This window comes from Cryobacterium sp. TmT2-59, assembly GCF_004403545.1.
GTDB lineage: Bacteria > Actinomycetota > Actinomycetes > Actinomycetales > Microbacteriaceae > Cryobacterium > Cryobacterium shii.
In genome coordinates this window covers 1-12,726 of sequence record NZ_SOGM01000045.1, presented here as the reverse complement: position 1 = coordinate 12,726, position 12,726 = coordinate 1, and the positions used below count along the sequence as shown (strand labels likewise).

Below are 12,726 nucleotides of genomic sequence, written 5' to 3'. Positions count from 1 at the left end.
TGGGGGAAACATGGGAAAGCTCACGTACAACTCAACCTTGACAGCCGATTTCGATGACCGGGTGCTCGCTCACATCCAGGTTGTGGTCGGGGCCAAGCTGCGACGCGGGGAATGCTTCTACTTCACCTGGCGGGACGACCCCCAGGGCGGCGACGGGCGCAGCACGATCTGGCTGCACCCCGCCATCCCCCTGTCCTACAAGTATTTCGGCGGCCGTTCCCCCAGCCTCAACCGCGAATGGATCGAAGCCCTGATGCTGTCCGCGAATTCGTCCGGCGGCCTCCAGCTCGTGCCTGAACCTCATCGACCTGCAACAGTGACAGTGAAGGACGAATCGTGACTCGAGTCGACATTGTGTACGGCGGCCAGCAGTACTCTCTCGGCGGCCGATCGATCGAATCGATCCAGGCGGAGGTCGACGCGGCTGTTCTCTCGGGTGCCCCCTACTGGATGCGGGTGAACAGCGGCGGCGGCCGGTTCGAGGATGCCTTCCTGCTGATCGCCCCGGGGATCCCGTTCGCGATGTTGCGGGTCAAGGGAGACAACGGCGACGACATCGACCTGGACGTGGACGGCGTCTTCAACCAGGACGTGCTCTGATCCAGTAGAGCGGCTCCGACAGAGCAGCCGGTCGGTCGGGAGGCGTGCACTGCTTCGCGCCAGCGCTCGCGCTCGCCCGGGCAGTACCCGCTTCCGGAGGCTCGCTGCGCCGTCAGGGCACGAGATCCGTCCCCGGGGCAGCCGCGCGGCTGGCACACTTGAAACATGCTGCCCACACTTGCCGAGTTGCTCGGATCTGCCCGCGTCGTCGCCCTGCCGCTGGTCACGCGGTTCCGCGGGATCGACACCCGGGAGGCGCTCCTGCTGGAAGGCCCCCAGGGCTGGGCCGAGTTCTCGCCCTTCGCCGACTACGACGACGCCGAGGCCGCCGCCTGGCTTCGAGCCGCGATCGATTTCGGCTGGCTGGCCGCCCCCGCGCTCCTGCGCGACAGCATCCCCGTCAATGCCACCGTGCCGGCGGTCTCCGCCGAGGACGTCGCCGGAGTCCTGGCTCGGTTCCCCGGATGCCGCACCGCCAAGGTCAAGGTCGCCGACCCCGGCCAGACCCTCGCCGACGATGTCGCACGCGTGCGGGCCGTGCGGAAGATTCTCGGCCCGGAAGGGCGCATCCGTGTGGACGCGAACGGGCTCTGGAACGTGGACGAGGCCGAGCACGCCATCCACGCCTTGAACGAATTCGACCTCGAATACGTCGAGCAACCGTGCGCGACGATCGAGGAACTCGCCGAGATCCGCCGCCGCACCGCGTACCTCGACGTCGGCGTCGCAGCGGACGAGAGCGTGCGCCGGGCCGAGGACCCCCTGCTCGTGGCCCGCACGGGCTCGGCCGACATCCTCGTCATCAAGGCCGCGCCGCTCGGCGGCATCCATGCCGCTCTGGCCCTGGTCGAGCAGGCCGGTCTCCCGGCCGTCGTCTCCAGCGCCCTCGACACCTCGGTCGGTATCTCGATGGGCGCCCACCTGGCCGGGGCGATCCCGAACCTCGAGTTCGACTGCGGCCTGGGCACGGCCTCACTGCTGGCCGCGGATGTCACCACCGACCCGCTCCTCCCCGTGGACGGTCGCATCCCGGTTCGCCGGGTCACGCCCGACCCGGCACTGCTCGAGCAGTATGCGGCCGCGGACGACCGCCGCGACTGGTGGCTGGCCCGCCTGACCCGCTGCCACGCCCTCCTGGCCGACTAGCCGGGTAGCCGGGCTCGCCTCCGGCCGAGCAGGCTCCGGTGACACTCCTGCCCGGCCCGGCACGGGGCTAACTCAGGAAATCCCCTGCGCCCGCATCGGTGCAGCCGCAGACCAGTGCGGATCACGCCACCACTGGTGCCGGATCTCCTGAGTTGGCCACGGAAGCGCCCGGCGCGAGTCGACCCGCGAGGGTTTAGAGACCCGAGTAGGCGTGCAGTCCCTTGAAGAACACGTTGACGACGCCGAAGTTGAACATCACGGCGCTGAAGCCGATGATGGCCAGCCAGGCCGACCGCGACCCGCGCCAGCCGCGCGTGGCCCTGGCGTGGATGTAGCCGGCGTAGATGGTCCAGATGATGAACGTCCAGACCTCCTTGGTGTCCCAGCCCCAGTAGCGGCCCCAGGCCTGTTCGGCCCAGATCGAGCCGGCCATCAGGGTGAAGGTCCACAGGATGAATCCGATGATGTTGACCCGATAGGCCAGGTTTTCCAGCGTCGCCGACGAGGGCAGCGTGGCCAGGAACCGCAGCCGGCCGCCCGTCGGGCCGGCGACGGATGCCTCCCGCCGGAACTGCAGCAGCTGAACGCCGGAGAGGGCGAACCCGAGCGCGAAGAACCCGGTGCCCAGGGATGCGACGAACACGTGGATGACCAGCCAGGCCGACTGCAGCGCGGGCGGCAGGGGCGCGACCTCCACGTAGAAGCGCAGCGCGGCGATGCCGAGCAGCACCAGGACCATGCCGGTGACGAAGGTGCCGAGGAAGCGCAGGTCCGCGCGGGTCAGCACGATCAGGAACACGGTCACGATCAGCAGGGTGCCGGTCATCGCGAACTCGTACATGTTCGCCCACGGCACCCGCTCGGCGGCCACGCCGCGGAGCACGTCGGCCACGAGGTGGATCAGCCAGGCCAGAACGGTGAGTGAGACGCCCACCCGCAGGCTGGCCGACCGGCCGTAGGGGGTGGCGGCGTCGTTGGCGATGCGCGCGCTGATCCGGGTGAGGGTGGTGGTGCCCCCCGACTTCAGCCCGTGCGACTCCTCGGCGGCCGCCCGCCGGCTCTCCGCCTCGCCGGTCAGCTCCGCCGCGGATTTGACCGCGGCCGAGCGCTTGGCCAGGTCGAAGGAGAAGGCGATGAAGGCCAGTGCGTACACGGCCATGGCCGAGTAGAGGCTCAGGATCGAGAGCTCGTTGAGATTCACTGTGTCAGCCTAAGTCTTGTCGGATGCCGTGGCGGCCGTTTCGGTGGAAAGCAGCAGGTCAGTGTGCCGGTCGGCCAGTTCGGCGACCGCGGATTCGAGGGCGGGGTCCTCACCGCGGGCCAGCCCGGCGTACTCGAGCCGCACCGACCCGTCGGCCTCTTCGATCGCCTTGACCCAGACCCGTCGACGGGGCACGAACAGCGAGGTCAGCAGGCCGAGCAGGGCGAGAACGGCGAAGGTCAGCACCCACAGCTGGGTGGGGTCGTGGTGGATGTCGAACGACGCGAACCGCAGCACCGAGCCCGAGAAGTCGCCGGCTTTCGCGCCGGGGTTGGCGTCGTCGAACGTGACCGAGCCGAGCCCGTTCGGCAGCTGCTGGGTCTCCCCCGGCTTCAGCTCGATCGATTTCGTGCCGGTCTTGCCGCCCGTGAGCTGGGTCATCTTGTCGGTGTCGAGCGCGTAGACGGATGTCGGCACGCCCTTGTCGAGGCCGAGGTCGCCGGAGTAGATGTTCAGGGTGAGCAGCGGGTACTCGAGGTCGGGGTACGAGGAGAAGAACGCCCCGGAGTCCATGGTCGCCTGGGTCGGGTAGAAGAAACCGATCAGGCCGAGCTGCTCGGCCAGGCCGTCGGGAACCTTGACCACGCCCAGGGAGGTGAGGTTGGCATCCTGAGGTAGGAAGGGCACGGCATCGGTGAAGACGACCACCCCGTTCGGGTCTTTCACGGTGATCTTGGGCGCGTAGCCGTTGCCGAGCAGGTACACGTCGGTGCCGCCCGTGCGCGCCGGGGCGTTGACCTTCACCTGGCTTTTTTCGGGCGCCTCACCGCGATGGGTGACGGTGACGTCTGCGGTGAAGTCGAGCGGCTGGCCGTAGGCCTTGAGGTTCTTCGTCTCGTACTTCACCTTGAAATCGTCGAGGGTCAGCTTGTAGGGCTTGAGGCTCTCGTCGTTGAAGAACCGGCCCGGGTTGAACGAGTCGTAGGCGAGCAGGGTATTCACGAAGGTCTGTCCCTCGACGAGCACCCGCTGGCCGCTGAAGCCGAAGCCGCTGCCGAAGCCGACCGTGATCAGGATGCCGACCAGGGCGAAGTGGAAGACCAGGTTGCCGGTCTCGCGCAGGTAGCCGCGCTCGGCCGAGACCGAGAATTCCCGGCCGCGCTCGAACAGGGCCACCCGGTAGCCGCCGGATTTCAGCATCCGCTTCGCCGAATCGACCGCGAGGGACGCGCTCTGGCCGGCCGGAATGGTGCGCTCCGTGAAGCCGGCCAGCCGGGACAGCCGGGCCGGGGTGGTCGGCGGCTTCGCCCGCAGCGCCTGGAAGTGGTGCTTGGTGCGCGGGATGACGCAACCGATCAGGGAGATGAACAGGAGCAGGTAGATGGCCGAGAACCAGGCCGACGAGTAGACGTCGAACGCCTGCACCTTGTCGAGCACGGGGGCGAGGTCCGGGTTGTCGGCGAAGTACTGGGTGACCCCGTTCGGGTCGGAGCTGCGCTGGGGAACAAGCGAACCCGGCACCGCGGCGATCGCGAGCAGGAGCAGGAGGAACAGGGCGGTGCGCATGTTCGTCAGCTGGCGCCAGAACCAGCGCAGCCAGCCGGTGAAGCCGAGGCGCGGCTGGCTGACCGCCGCGAGGGCCGGCGAGTCGTAGTGGTCAGAGGGCCGGGACATAACTTCCGATCGTTCCTTGCAGGTCGAGGAGCCAGACATTCCAGAGCCCGCTCACCATGAGCACACCGATGACGACGAGGAGCAGGCCCCCCAGAAGATTGATCGCCCGGATGTGCCGTTTCAGAAACGAAACGGCTCCGGTCGCCCAGCTTAGGCCGAGCGCGATCAACAGAAACGGGATGCCGAGCCCGAGCGCGTAGAAAAGGGCCAGCAGACCACCCTGCCACGGCGAACCCGTGGTCAGGCTGAGCGAGTTGATGGCCGTCAGGGTCGGCCCGGTGCAGGGCGTCCAGCCGACGGCGAAAACGGCTCCGAGCACGGGGGCGCCGGCGAGTCCCATTTTCGGCTTCCAGGAGGTCTTGACGATGCGCTGCGCGAAGCCGAACTGCCCGACGAACACGAGGCCGAGCAGGATCACCACCACCCCGGCGAGGCGGGTGACCAGGTCGCGGTACTGGTTGAGCCAGAAGCCGGCCACGCCGAAGACGACACCGGTGAGGACGAAGACGAGGGTGAAGCCGAGGATGAACAGGGCGACGCCGGTGAGCAGCCGGGTCTGGCCCCGCCGATCCCCGCGCACGGCGGTCGAGCGGCCGTCGGTGAAGCCGCCGATGTAGGCCAGGTAGCCCGGCACGAGCGGGAGGATGCACGGCGAGGCGAATGACACGAGGCCGGCCAGAACGGCGACCGGAATGGCCACCAGGAGCTGCCCGCTGAAGACGATCTCGCCGAAGGGGTTGTCCACGCCTACGATTCCTCGGCGATCGTGTCGCGCACGAGGGTCTCCAGGATGGACGGCGAGGTGAGGGAGCCGAGGATCCGGGCGGCCACCCGGCCGGACCGGTCGAGCACCAGCGTGGTCGGCACCGCGTTGGGCGGGATGCTGCCGCTGAAGGCCAGCTGCATGCTGCCGTTGTCCACGTCCATCACCGACGGGTAGGTGATGCCGAAGCTCTCGTTGAACGCGATCGCGTTCGCGGCCTGGTCGCGCACGTTCACGCCGAGCCAGAGGGCATCCGTGCCGGCGAATTCCGCGTTCAGCTTCTGCAGGGCCGGGGCCTCGGCGCGGCATGGCGCGCAGCTGGCGTACCAGAAGTTGACGACGACGACCTTGCCCGCGTAGTCCTCGCTGGTCACCGCCGCGCCGGTCTCATCCGCGCCGCTCCACGTCACCGCGTTGCCGCGGTCCGCGACCGGGATCTCGGTCCAGCTGCCGTCGCCCGCGATGAAGCCCTTGCTGCTGCCCTCGCGGTATTGCTCGGCCAGGGGGTCGCTCGCGCAGCCGGTCAGCAGCAGGGCACCTGCCACCAGGCCGATCAGGAGCGTGCGGGGCCGGCGGGTCATACGGCCCCCACGTCGGTGGCGCCGGACTGCAGGGCCAGGGCGGGATTGGTGTAGCCGGCCTCGACCAGCCGGTCGCCCGGCCAGGACAGGGTGGTGATGCTGGACAGGTCGCAGCGTCGCTTGCGCGGGTCGTGCGCCAGCCGCTCGCGGGCGAGCGCCCGGTGCACCATCCAGATCGGCAGTTGGTGGCTCACGAGTACGACGTCCCCCTCATCGACCGACCTGCGGGCATCCTCGATCGCGGCGAGCATGCGCTGCACGATCGATTCGAACGGCTCGCCCCAGCTGGGGCGCAGCGGATTACGCAGGGCCGGCCAGTTGCGGGCGTCACGCAGGGCGCCGTCCGGGCCCCGCATCCGTTTGCCCTCGAAGACGTTGGCCGGCTCGATGATGCGCTCGTCGATGTCGATCGAAAGCCCGAAGGCCGCCGCGATCGGGGCGGCGGATTCGCGCGTCCGCTGCAGCGGGGAGGAGACGATGCGGGCGACGGGGCGGCCGCGTTCGACCAGATCGGCGGCAGCGGCCTCGGCCATCTGCGCACCCAGGTCGGACAGACGGTAGCCGGGCAGGCGTCCGTAGAGCACACGTTCGAGGTTGAAAACCTCGCCGTGCCGCACGAGATGTACCTGATTGGCTACCACATCCCCAGTCTACGGAGAGGGTACCCGCGAATACGCCGAGAGCCGTGCGGCTAAACTTGACCGGTGACTGAGCGCATATTGATCAAGAACCTGGCCGCCCTCGACAACGGAACCGTGACGGTGTCCGGATGGGTCGATACCGTCAGAGACCAGAAGAAGGTGCAGTTCGTTGTGCTGCGCGACGAATCCGGCGCGGTGCAGCTGGTGAACCCGCGCACGACGGATGCCGATGGCGCCGTCGTCGCCGACGAACCGGCCACCACCATCTCGACCCTCTCGCAGGGCAGCTTCGTCACCGTCACCGGTGAACTCAAGCACGACGAGCGGGTCAAGCTCGGCGGCATCGAGATCAAGCTCGCGACCCTCTTAGTCGTCACCGTGGCCATCCCCGAGACGCCGATCGCGGCCGATTCCAGCCTCGACAAGCGCCTGGACTGGCGTTTCCTGGACCTGCGCCAGCCGAAGCAGAACCTGATCTTCCGTCTCCAGACCACGTTCGAGCACGCGCTGCGCACGTACTGGATCGACAACGACTTCATCGAACTGCACACCCCGAAGCTGATGGCCAGCGCGAGCGAATCCCGCGCCGAGCTGTTCGAGGTCGAGTACTTCGACACCAAGGCCTACCTCGCGCAGAGCCCCCAGTTCTTCAAGCAGATGGCCCAGTCCGCCGGCTTCGGCAAGATCTTCGAGGTCGGGCCGGCATTCCGTGCCGACCCGTCGTTCACCAGCCGCCACTCCACCGAGTTCACCAGCATCGACTCGGAGATCAGCTGGATCGACAGCCACGAAGACGTGATGAAGCTGCACGAGGAGCTGCTCGTCGCCGGTTTCACGGCCGTCAAGGAGAAGCACGGCGACGAGGTCCTGGCCCTGTTCGGGGTCGAGGTCACCGTTCCCAGCACGCCCTTCCCGCGCATCCCGCTGGCCGAGGCCAAGGAGATCGTCAAGACCCGCGGCTATGAGGTCCCCCGCGACGACGACGACATGGACCCCGAGGGCGAACGCCAGATCGCCGCCTACGTGCTCGAGACCTTCGGCCACGAATTCGTCTTCCTCACCGACTACGCCTCGAGCATCCGGCCGTTCTACCACATGCGCCACGAGGGCGACGCGAGCATCACGAAAAGCTACGACCTGATCTTCAACGGCACCGAGATCTCGACCGGCGCGCAGCGCGAGCACCGCATCGACATCCTGGTGGAGCAGGCGAAGGAGAAGGGCGTCGACCCCGAGGAGATCGAGGGCTACCTCGACTTCTTCCGCTACGGGGTTCCGTCGCACGGCGGGTTCGGCATGGGCCTGGCCCGCGTACTCATGCTGATGCTGCACCAGGCCAGCATCCGTGAGGTCACCTACCTCTTCCGCGGCCCGACCCGCCTCGAGCCCTAACCCCGGACCCGGTTACAGCAGGATGTCGACGGCCATCCGGGCGGTGACGACCGACCGGATGTAGGTTCCCGCGGCCTGGTGCGCGGGGTGGACCTGGTACCGGCCGACGGCAGCCAAGTCGTCGAAGTCGGCCACCAGGACCACGTCCCAGTTGGTGCCGCCCACGACATCCGCGTCGACCCGCAGCGAACGGATCTCGTCGACGACGCCCACCAGTGCGGTGAGCCTCCACGCGATCTCGGCCGCGACCCGGGCCTTCGCGGCCGGCTCTGTCTCGGCCAGCTGCCAGGAGACGATGTGGCGGATCATCAGGTCACCGCGAGCAGCGCCGTGCGCAGCCGGAGCGGATCGATGCGCCAGTAGTTATGCACCTTGCCGTTGAGTAACAGAACGGGAATGTCTTCGACGTAGAGGGCGTGCAGCTCGGCGTCGTCAAGGATCGATTTCTCCTCCAGCACGATCTTCGGGGCGGACGGGTCCTCCGCCAGCTTGGTCACAACGCTGCCGACCAGGTCACGTGCGTCGTCGCAGAGGTGACAGCCGGGCTTGCCGATCAGGGTGAGGAGTGCGGTAGCCATGACTCCAGCCTATGCTGGCCCCGCGGGCGCCCGCGCAACTAGACTCAGCGCACATGTCTGAAGCCACCGCCACCCGTGCCATCGCGTTCTTCGACGTCGATAACACCCTGATGCGCGGTGCCAGCCTGTACCACCTCGGCATCGGCGCGTGGCGGCGGCGCATGATCAGCGGCCGGGAGATTCTGTCATTCGTCTGGAAGCAGGCCCGGTTCATCGCGGTCGGCGAGAACGGGGTGCACCTCGCGACCGTGCGTGAGCGCGCGCTGGAGGTCGTCGTAGGCCACACCCGCGCCGAGATCACCGTGCTGAGCCGCGAGATCTTCGACGCCCGCCTGCTCCGCCGACTGTGGCCGGAGACGGTCGCCGTCGCCCGGGCGCACCTGGCGGCCGGTCGTGAGGTCTGGCTGGTCTCCGCGACCGCCCAGGAGGTGGCGGACGTCATCGCCGAACGGCTGGGGCTCACCGGGGCGGTCGGTACCGTGCTGGAGGCCGTGGAGGGCGTCTACACCGGGCGACTCGCCGACGGGGTCTGTCACGGAGACCGGAAAGCCCGCGCGGCGGGCACCCGGGCGGTGGCCAGCGGGGCGGACCTGTCGCACTGCTGGGCGTACTCGGATTCACGCAACGACATTCCGTTGCTGAACCTGGTCGGCAATCCCGTCGTCGTGAACCCGGATGCCCGCCTCCACCGGTATGCCGTGGCGCGCCACTGGCCGGTGATGCGCATGAAACGGGGCAGCATCGCGGCGGCCGCCCGCGCAAGCAAAAAGCGCTAGGTCCAGGGACCTAGCGCTCACGCCGTTACACGGTTGGAAGCTTGCGAACTAGAACCGTCACCGGTTCAGAACGGACTACTTCTTGTTGCGACGCTGGTGACGAGTCTTACGAAGCAGCTTGCGGTGCTTCTTCTTCGCCATACGCTTGCGTCGCTTCTTGATTACAGAACCCACACGGACCTCACAAAAGAATTGGTTTAGCCGCGGGATTCGCGACAGACACGGTAAGTATCAGCCTACCGGAAAAAGAAGGGCCGCTGACCCGGTGTGCACAATCCGGCTCACGCGGTGTCCGCGATGGGACGCTCGATGGCCGCGGTGACGGCGGATTGCGGCACCCGAAACGAGCGGCCGAAACGGATGGCGGGCAGTTCGCCCGAGTGCACGAGCCGGTACACGGTCATCTTCGAGACCCGCATCATAGCCGCGACTTCGGCCACCGTGAGGAAGCGAATATCCGATAGATCTGACGACATGACGCGCCCTCCCGAACCCGATCGCACTCTCGTTCACGGGTCTGGTACAGGCGGTGCCCGTGTGTTAGAACGTCACTATAGATGCACTCGTCAAGACCGTCTAGTCGTTCTTGCGCCACTTCCGCGGCTTGGCGTCCTTGACCGCATGCGCCATCTGGAATGACGTGTCGGCGAATGCCTTGCCGATGGCGATGGCGAACGCGCGCTGCTCGACCTTCAGCCCCTCGCTCTCCGCCGCGGCCTCGTCGGCCGTCGCGTCGAAGTCCACACTGAGGAAGGGGATGAGCCAGTCCTCGATCTCCTCGAGCGGCGCGTAATCGAGGTGGTAGTAGCGGTGCTGGCCGGATTCCCGCACGCCCACGAGCCCGGCCTCGCGGAGCACCTTCAGGTGCTTGGAGATGGTCGGCTGGCTGAGGCCGAGTTTGTCGACGATGTCAGACACGCTGAGCTCGCCACCGGCCGCGGTCGACTGGTTGTATCGCTCGAGGAGAATGCGTAGTATTTCGCGTCGGGTCGAATCCGCCACCACGCCGAAGATGTCTGCCATGCCCCAAGGCTACTCATTCCCGGTGGGGGATACCATGGCGATTGCCGGGTCGAGGGCCCGGAGGAGGTTTTCAATGCAGACGATGATGGCCGGCGCCGCGTTCGCCCATCGCCGCACCCGCTGGTACCTCCGCGCACGGGACTCCGTCGACGGCCTGGCCCGCCGGTCGCCGTCGCGGTTCGCCATTCTCGTTTTCACCTCGCTGATCCTGCTCTTCACCCTGTTGTTCTCCCTGCCGATCGCGTCGGCGGCGCGCACGCTGACCCCGCTCCATGACGCCCTGTTCACGGCGGTGTCCGTGATTTGCGTCACCGGCCTGTCCACGGTGGACATGGCCACGCACTGGTCGGCGTTCGGCAACATCCTGATCGTCGTGGGCGTGAACATCGGCGGAGTCGGAGTGCTGACCCTGGCCTCCCTGATGGGAATGGTCATCTCCCGGCGCCTCGGCCTCCGCGCCAAGCTGATGGCCGCCAGCGACACGAACCCGTCCCGGATCCACGCCGGCCCGGTCAACGAGGGGCAGACGGTACGACTGGGCGAGGTGGGCAACCTGCTGGTGACGGTTGCCATCAGCGCCTTCGCGATCGAGTCGGTCGTCACCGCGCTGCTCTTCCCGCGGATCCTGGCGAGCGGGGCATCCGTCGGAGAGGCGGCCTGGCAGAGCGTCTACTACTCGGCCATGGCCTTCACGAACACCGGTTTCAACCCCAACGTGGGTGCCCTTGCCCCGTTCGCCGACGACTATTGGTTTCTCAGCGCCCTGATGCTGGGGGTGTTTCTGGGCAGCCTCGGCTTCCCGGTCATCTACGCCGTCTCGCGGGGCTGGCGGCGCCCGCGGCGCTGGTCGGTGCACGTCAAGCTGACGCTGTTCACGACCGTGGTGCTGATGCTGGCGGGTGTGGCCGTCTACATCGCCCTCGAATTCGACAACCCGAAGACATTCGGGTCGCTGGGCGTGGGCGACACGATCTTCCAATCGCTCTTCATGTCGGTCATGAGCCGGTCGGGGGGCTTCGCCACGATCACCGTGAGCGATCTGAAGGGGTCCAGCCTGCTCGCCACGGACATGCTGATGTTCATCGGCGGCGGCTCGGCGTCCACCGCCGGCGGCATCAAGGTGACCACACTGGCGATCCTATTTCTGGCGGCCATGGCCGAGGCCAGCGGCCGCACCGAGATGGAGGCCTTCGGCCGCCGCATCCCCAGCGACATCCTCCGGCTGGCGGTGAGCGTGGTGCTCTGGGGCGCCACGACCGTGGCGGCGGCGAGCATCGTCATCCTGCAGATTTCGAAGGCGCCGTTCGACTACGTGCTCTTCGACGTGATCTCGGCCTTCGCCACCTGCGGCCTCTCGACGGGGTTAACCGCGGAACTGCCGCCCGCCGGGGTGTACGTGCTCGCGGCGACGATGTTCATGGGCAGGATTGGTACAGTGACTCTCGCGGCGGCACTCGCCGCGAGCCAGAGCAGGCAGCTGTTCACCCGCCCGGAAGAGAGACCCATCGTTGGCTGACCGGATCAGGCATGACGCCCCCGTGCTCGTCGTCGGCCTCGGCCGGTTCGGGGCGGCCACCGCCGGCCAGCTCGACCGCCTCGGTCGCGAGGTCCTGGCCGTCGACGACAGCGCGGCGCTCGTGCAGAAGTGGTCGGAGCGGGTCACCCACGCGGTGCAGGCCGACGCCACCTCCCTCGAGGCGCTCCGGCAGATCGGGGCCCAGGACTTCTCCATCGCCGTCTGCGCGGTGGGCTCGTCGGTGGAGGCCAGCGTGCTGATCGTCGCCAATCTGGTCGACCTCGGCATCCCGCAGATCTGGGCGAAGGCGATCTCCAAGTCGCACGGCACCATTCTCGAGCGGATCGGCGCCAACCACGTCGTCTTCCCCGAGGCGGAGGCCGGCGAGCGCCTCGCCCACCTGGTCTCGGGCCGGATGCTCGACTTCATCGAGTTCGACGACGACTTCGCCCTGGTCAAGATGATCCCGCCCAAGCCGATCCGGGGGCTCAACCTGACCGAATCCGGCCTGCGCCAGAAGTACAACGTCACCGTCGTCGGCGTGAAGAGCCCCGGCCGGCCGTTCACCTACGCCACGGAGAAGACGGTCGTCACCGACCAGGACCTCATCATCGTCTCCGGCACCGAGTCCGACATCGAGCGGTTCGCGGCCCTCGACTCCTAGCCTCACCCGCCGTCCGCGGCCGTCTCCGTCCCCGGCCCCGTCCCCGTCCCCGTCCCCGAGCGAATTCGACGGAGATTTTGGCTCTCCTGCTGCATCTGTGGGTCTTTCGGAGCGCCTTAACGGCCGCACGCCGCTTCCTGTCTAGGTTTCTGACTGTCAAGGAAAGAAACT

Annotated in this window: 17 protein-coding genes; 7 read left to right on the top strand and 10 right to left on the bottom strand. The window is 67.6% G+C overall.

All coding sequences use genetic code 11. From position 1 onward, the window contains the following. Positions 1-10: 10 nt before the first annotated feature. The 3 genes from E3T24_RS07640 to E3T24_RS07630 all read left to right on the top strand — a co-directional run bounded on the left by E3T24_RS07640 (position 11) and on the right by E3T24_RS07630 (position 1,746). The gene (locus E3T24_RS07640) at positions 11-340 is read left to right on the top strand and encodes an ATP-dependent DNA ligase (RefSeq protein WP_134367011.1); all 330 of its coding nucleotides are present in this window, start codon (positions 11-13) and stop codon (positions 338-340) included. Then, positions 337-600: a hypothetical protein gene (locus tag E3T24_RS07635; RefSeq protein ID WP_134367009.1), complete on the top strand. Its 264-nt coding sequence runs from the start codon at positions 337-339 to the stop codon at positions 598-600. Before E3T24_RS07640 ends, E3T24_RS07635 begins: the two co-directional genes overlap by 4 nt. A gap of 165 nt (positions 601-765) precedes the next feature. After that, positions 766-1,746, top strand: coding sequence for an o-succinylbenzoate synthase (locus tag E3T24_RS07630; RefSeq protein ID WP_134367007.1), 981 nt, complete (start codon positions 766-768; stop codon positions 1,744-1,746). Between the two features lie 193 nt (positions 1,747-1,939). Here the strand turns inward: E3T24_RS07630 and ccsB are convergent, their stop codons facing one another. The 5 genes from ccsB to E3T24_RS07605 are packed head-to-tail and all read right to left on the bottom strand — an operon-like array spanning position 1,940 to position 6,606. Then, on the bottom strand, positions 1,940-2,905 hold the full coding sequence (gene ccsB, locus E3T24_RS07625) for a c-type cytochrome biogenesis protein CcsB (protein WP_134367042.1): 966 nt from the start codon (positions 2,903-2,905) through the stop codon (positions 1,940-1,942). Between the two features lie 51 nt (positions 2,906-2,956). Further along, complete coding sequence (locus E3T24_RS07620) at positions 2,957-4,621, bottom strand: cytochrome c biogenesis protein ResB (protein ID WP_134402812.1); 1,665 nt, start codon at positions 4,619-4,621, stop codon at positions 2,957-2,959. Beyond that, positions 4,605-5,366 (bottom strand): cytochrome c biogenesis protein CcdA, encoded by a 762-nt coding sequence (locus tag E3T24_RS07615; protein WP_134367003.1) that lies wholly within the window; start codon positions 5,364-5,366, stop codon positions 4,605-4,607. The genes E3T24_RS07620 and E3T24_RS07615 overlap by 17 nt, the downstream gene beginning before the upstream one ends. 2 nt (positions 5,367-5,368) lie before the next feature. Next, positions 5,369-5,965, bottom strand: coding sequence for a TlpA disulfide reductase family protein (locus tag E3T24_RS07610; protein ID WP_134367001.1), 597 nt, complete (start codon positions 5,963-5,965; stop codon positions 5,369-5,371). Beyond that, a complete protein-coding gene (locus tag E3T24_RS07605) occupies positions 5,962-6,606 on the bottom strand; it encodes a histidine phosphatase family protein (protein WP_134366999.1) in 645 nt (214 codons plus the stop codon). The genes E3T24_RS07610 and E3T24_RS07605 overlap by 4 nt, the downstream gene beginning before the upstream one ends. 63 nt (positions 6,607-6,669) lie before the next feature. On the opposite strand from E3T24_RS07605, the gene aspS reads away from it, so the two are divergent. Beyond that, the gene (aspS, locus tag E3T24_RS07600; protein WP_166789073.1) at positions 6,670-7,998 is read left to right on the top strand and encodes an aspartate--tRNA(Asn) ligase; all 1,329 of its coding nucleotides are present in this window, start codon (positions 6,670-6,672) and stop codon (positions 7,996-7,998) included. A 12-nt stretch (positions 7,999-8,010) separates the two neighbouring features. Here the strand turns inward: aspS and E3T24_RS07595 are convergent, their stop codons facing one another. Both E3T24_RS07595 and E3T24_RS07590 read right to left on the bottom strand, forming a co-directional pair. Beyond that, positions 8,011-8,307 carry a Dabb family protein gene (locus tag E3T24_RS07595; protein ID WP_134434483.1) on the bottom strand — a complete coding sequence of 99 codons (297 nt, stop codon included), beginning with the start codon at positions 8,305-8,307 and terminating at the stop codon, positions 8,011-8,013. Then, positions 8,307-8,576 carry a glutaredoxin family protein gene (locus E3T24_RS07590; protein WP_134366996.1) on the bottom strand — a complete coding sequence of 90 codons (270 nt, stop codon included), beginning with the start codon at positions 8,574-8,576 and terminating at the stop codon, positions 8,307-8,309. Before E3T24_RS07590 ends, E3T24_RS07595 begins: the two co-directional genes overlap by 1 nt. 53 nt (positions 8,577-8,629) lie before the next feature. Between E3T24_RS07590 and E3T24_RS07585 the strand changes: the two genes are divergently transcribed. Continuing rightward, positions 8,630-9,352 carry an HAD-IB family hydrolase gene (locus E3T24_RS07585; protein ID WP_160141085.1) on the top strand — a complete coding sequence of 241 codons (723 nt, stop codon included), beginning with the start codon at positions 8,630-8,632 and terminating at the stop codon, positions 9,350-9,352. Between the two features lie 75 nt (positions 9,353-9,427). Here the strand turns inward: E3T24_RS07585 and E3T24_RS07580 are convergent, their stop codons facing one another. From E3T24_RS07580 to E3T24_RS07570, 3 genes are all read right to left on the bottom strand, one after another. After that, positions 9,428-9,526 (bottom strand): AURKAIP1/COX24 domain-containing protein, encoded by a 99-nt coding sequence (locus E3T24_RS07580; RefSeq protein ID WP_003792170.1) that lies wholly within the window; start codon positions 9,524-9,526, stop codon positions 9,428-9,430. Positions 9,527-9,633: 107 nt separating this feature from the next. Beyond that, positions 9,634-9,828: a helix-turn-helix domain-containing protein gene (locus tag E3T24_RS07575; RefSeq protein WP_134366992.1), complete on the bottom strand. Its 195-nt coding sequence runs from the start codon at positions 9,826-9,828 to the stop codon at positions 9,634-9,636. 100 nt (positions 9,829-9,928) lie between these two features. Further along, positions 9,929-10,375, bottom strand: a complete 447-nt coding sequence (locus E3T24_RS07570) for a metalloregulator ArsR/SmtB family transcription factor (RefSeq protein ID WP_134366990.1) — start codon at positions 10,373-10,375, stop codon at positions 9,929-9,931. 73 nt (positions 10,376-10,448) lie between these two features. Between E3T24_RS07570 and E3T24_RS07565 the strand changes: the two genes are divergently transcribed. Further along, positions 10,449-11,891, top strand: a complete 1,443-nt coding sequence (locus tag E3T24_RS07565; RefSeq protein ID WP_241978647.1) for a potassium transporter TrkG — start codon at positions 10,449-10,451, stop codon at positions 11,889-11,891. Further along, positions 11,884-12,555: a TrkA family potassium uptake protein gene (locus tag E3T24_RS07560; protein ID WP_134366988.1), complete on the top strand. Its 672-nt coding sequence runs from the start codon at positions 11,884-11,886 to the stop codon at positions 12,553-12,555. The genes E3T24_RS07565 and E3T24_RS07560 overlap by 8 nt, the downstream gene beginning before the upstream one ends. Positions 12,556-12,726: the final 171 nt, after the last annotated feature.

What these genes read in the sequence shown, in the direction of transcription:
- E3T24_RS07585 (WP_160141085.1), top strand. Translation starts at nt 8,630, where the DNA reads ATGTCTGAAGCCACCGCCACCCGTGCCATCGCGTTCTTCGACGTCGAT.
- E3T24_RS07620 (WP_134402812.1), bottom strand. Translation starts at nt 4,621, where the DNA reads ATGTCCCGGCCCTCTGACCACTACGACTCGCCGGCCCTCGCGGCGGTC.
- E3T24_RS07590 (WP_134366996.1), bottom strand. Translation starts at nt 8,576, where the DNA reads ATGGCTACCGCACTCCTCACCCTGATCGGCAAGCCCGGCTGTCACCTC.
- E3T24_RS07565 (WP_241978647.1), top strand. Translation starts at nt 10,449, where the DNA reads ATGCAGACGATGATGGCCGGCGCCGCGTTCGCCCATCGCCGCACCCGC.
- E3T24_RS07575 (WP_134366992.1), bottom strand. Translation starts at nt 9,828, where the DNA reads ATGTCGTCAGATCTATCGGATATTCGCTTCCTCACGGTGGCCGAAGTC.
- E3T24_RS07610 (WP_134367001.1), bottom strand. Translation starts at nt 5,965, where the DNA reads ATGACCCGCCGGCCCCGCACGCTCCTGATCGGCCTGGTGGCAGGTGCC.
- E3T24_RS07595 (WP_134434483.1), bottom strand. Translation starts at nt 8,307, where the DNA reads ATGATCCGCCACATCGTCTCCTGGCAGCTGGCCGAGACAGAGCCGGCC.
- E3T24_RS07630 (WP_134367007.1), top strand. Translation starts at nt 766, where the DNA reads ATGCTGCCCACACTTGCCGAGTTGCTCGGATCTGCCCGCGTCGTCGCC.
- E3T24_RS07570 (WP_134366990.1), bottom strand. Translation starts at nt 10,375, where the DNA reads ATGGCAGACATCTTCGGCGTGGTGGCGGATTCGACCCGACGCGAAATA.
- ccsB (WP_134367042.1), bottom strand. Translation starts at nt 2,905, where the DNA reads ATGGCCGTGTACGCACTGGCCTTCATCGCCTTCTCCTTCGACCTGGCC.
- E3T24_RS07640 (WP_134367011.1), top strand. Translation starts at nt 11, where the DNA reads ATGGGAAAGCTCACGTACAACTCAACCTTGACAGCCGATTTCGATGAC.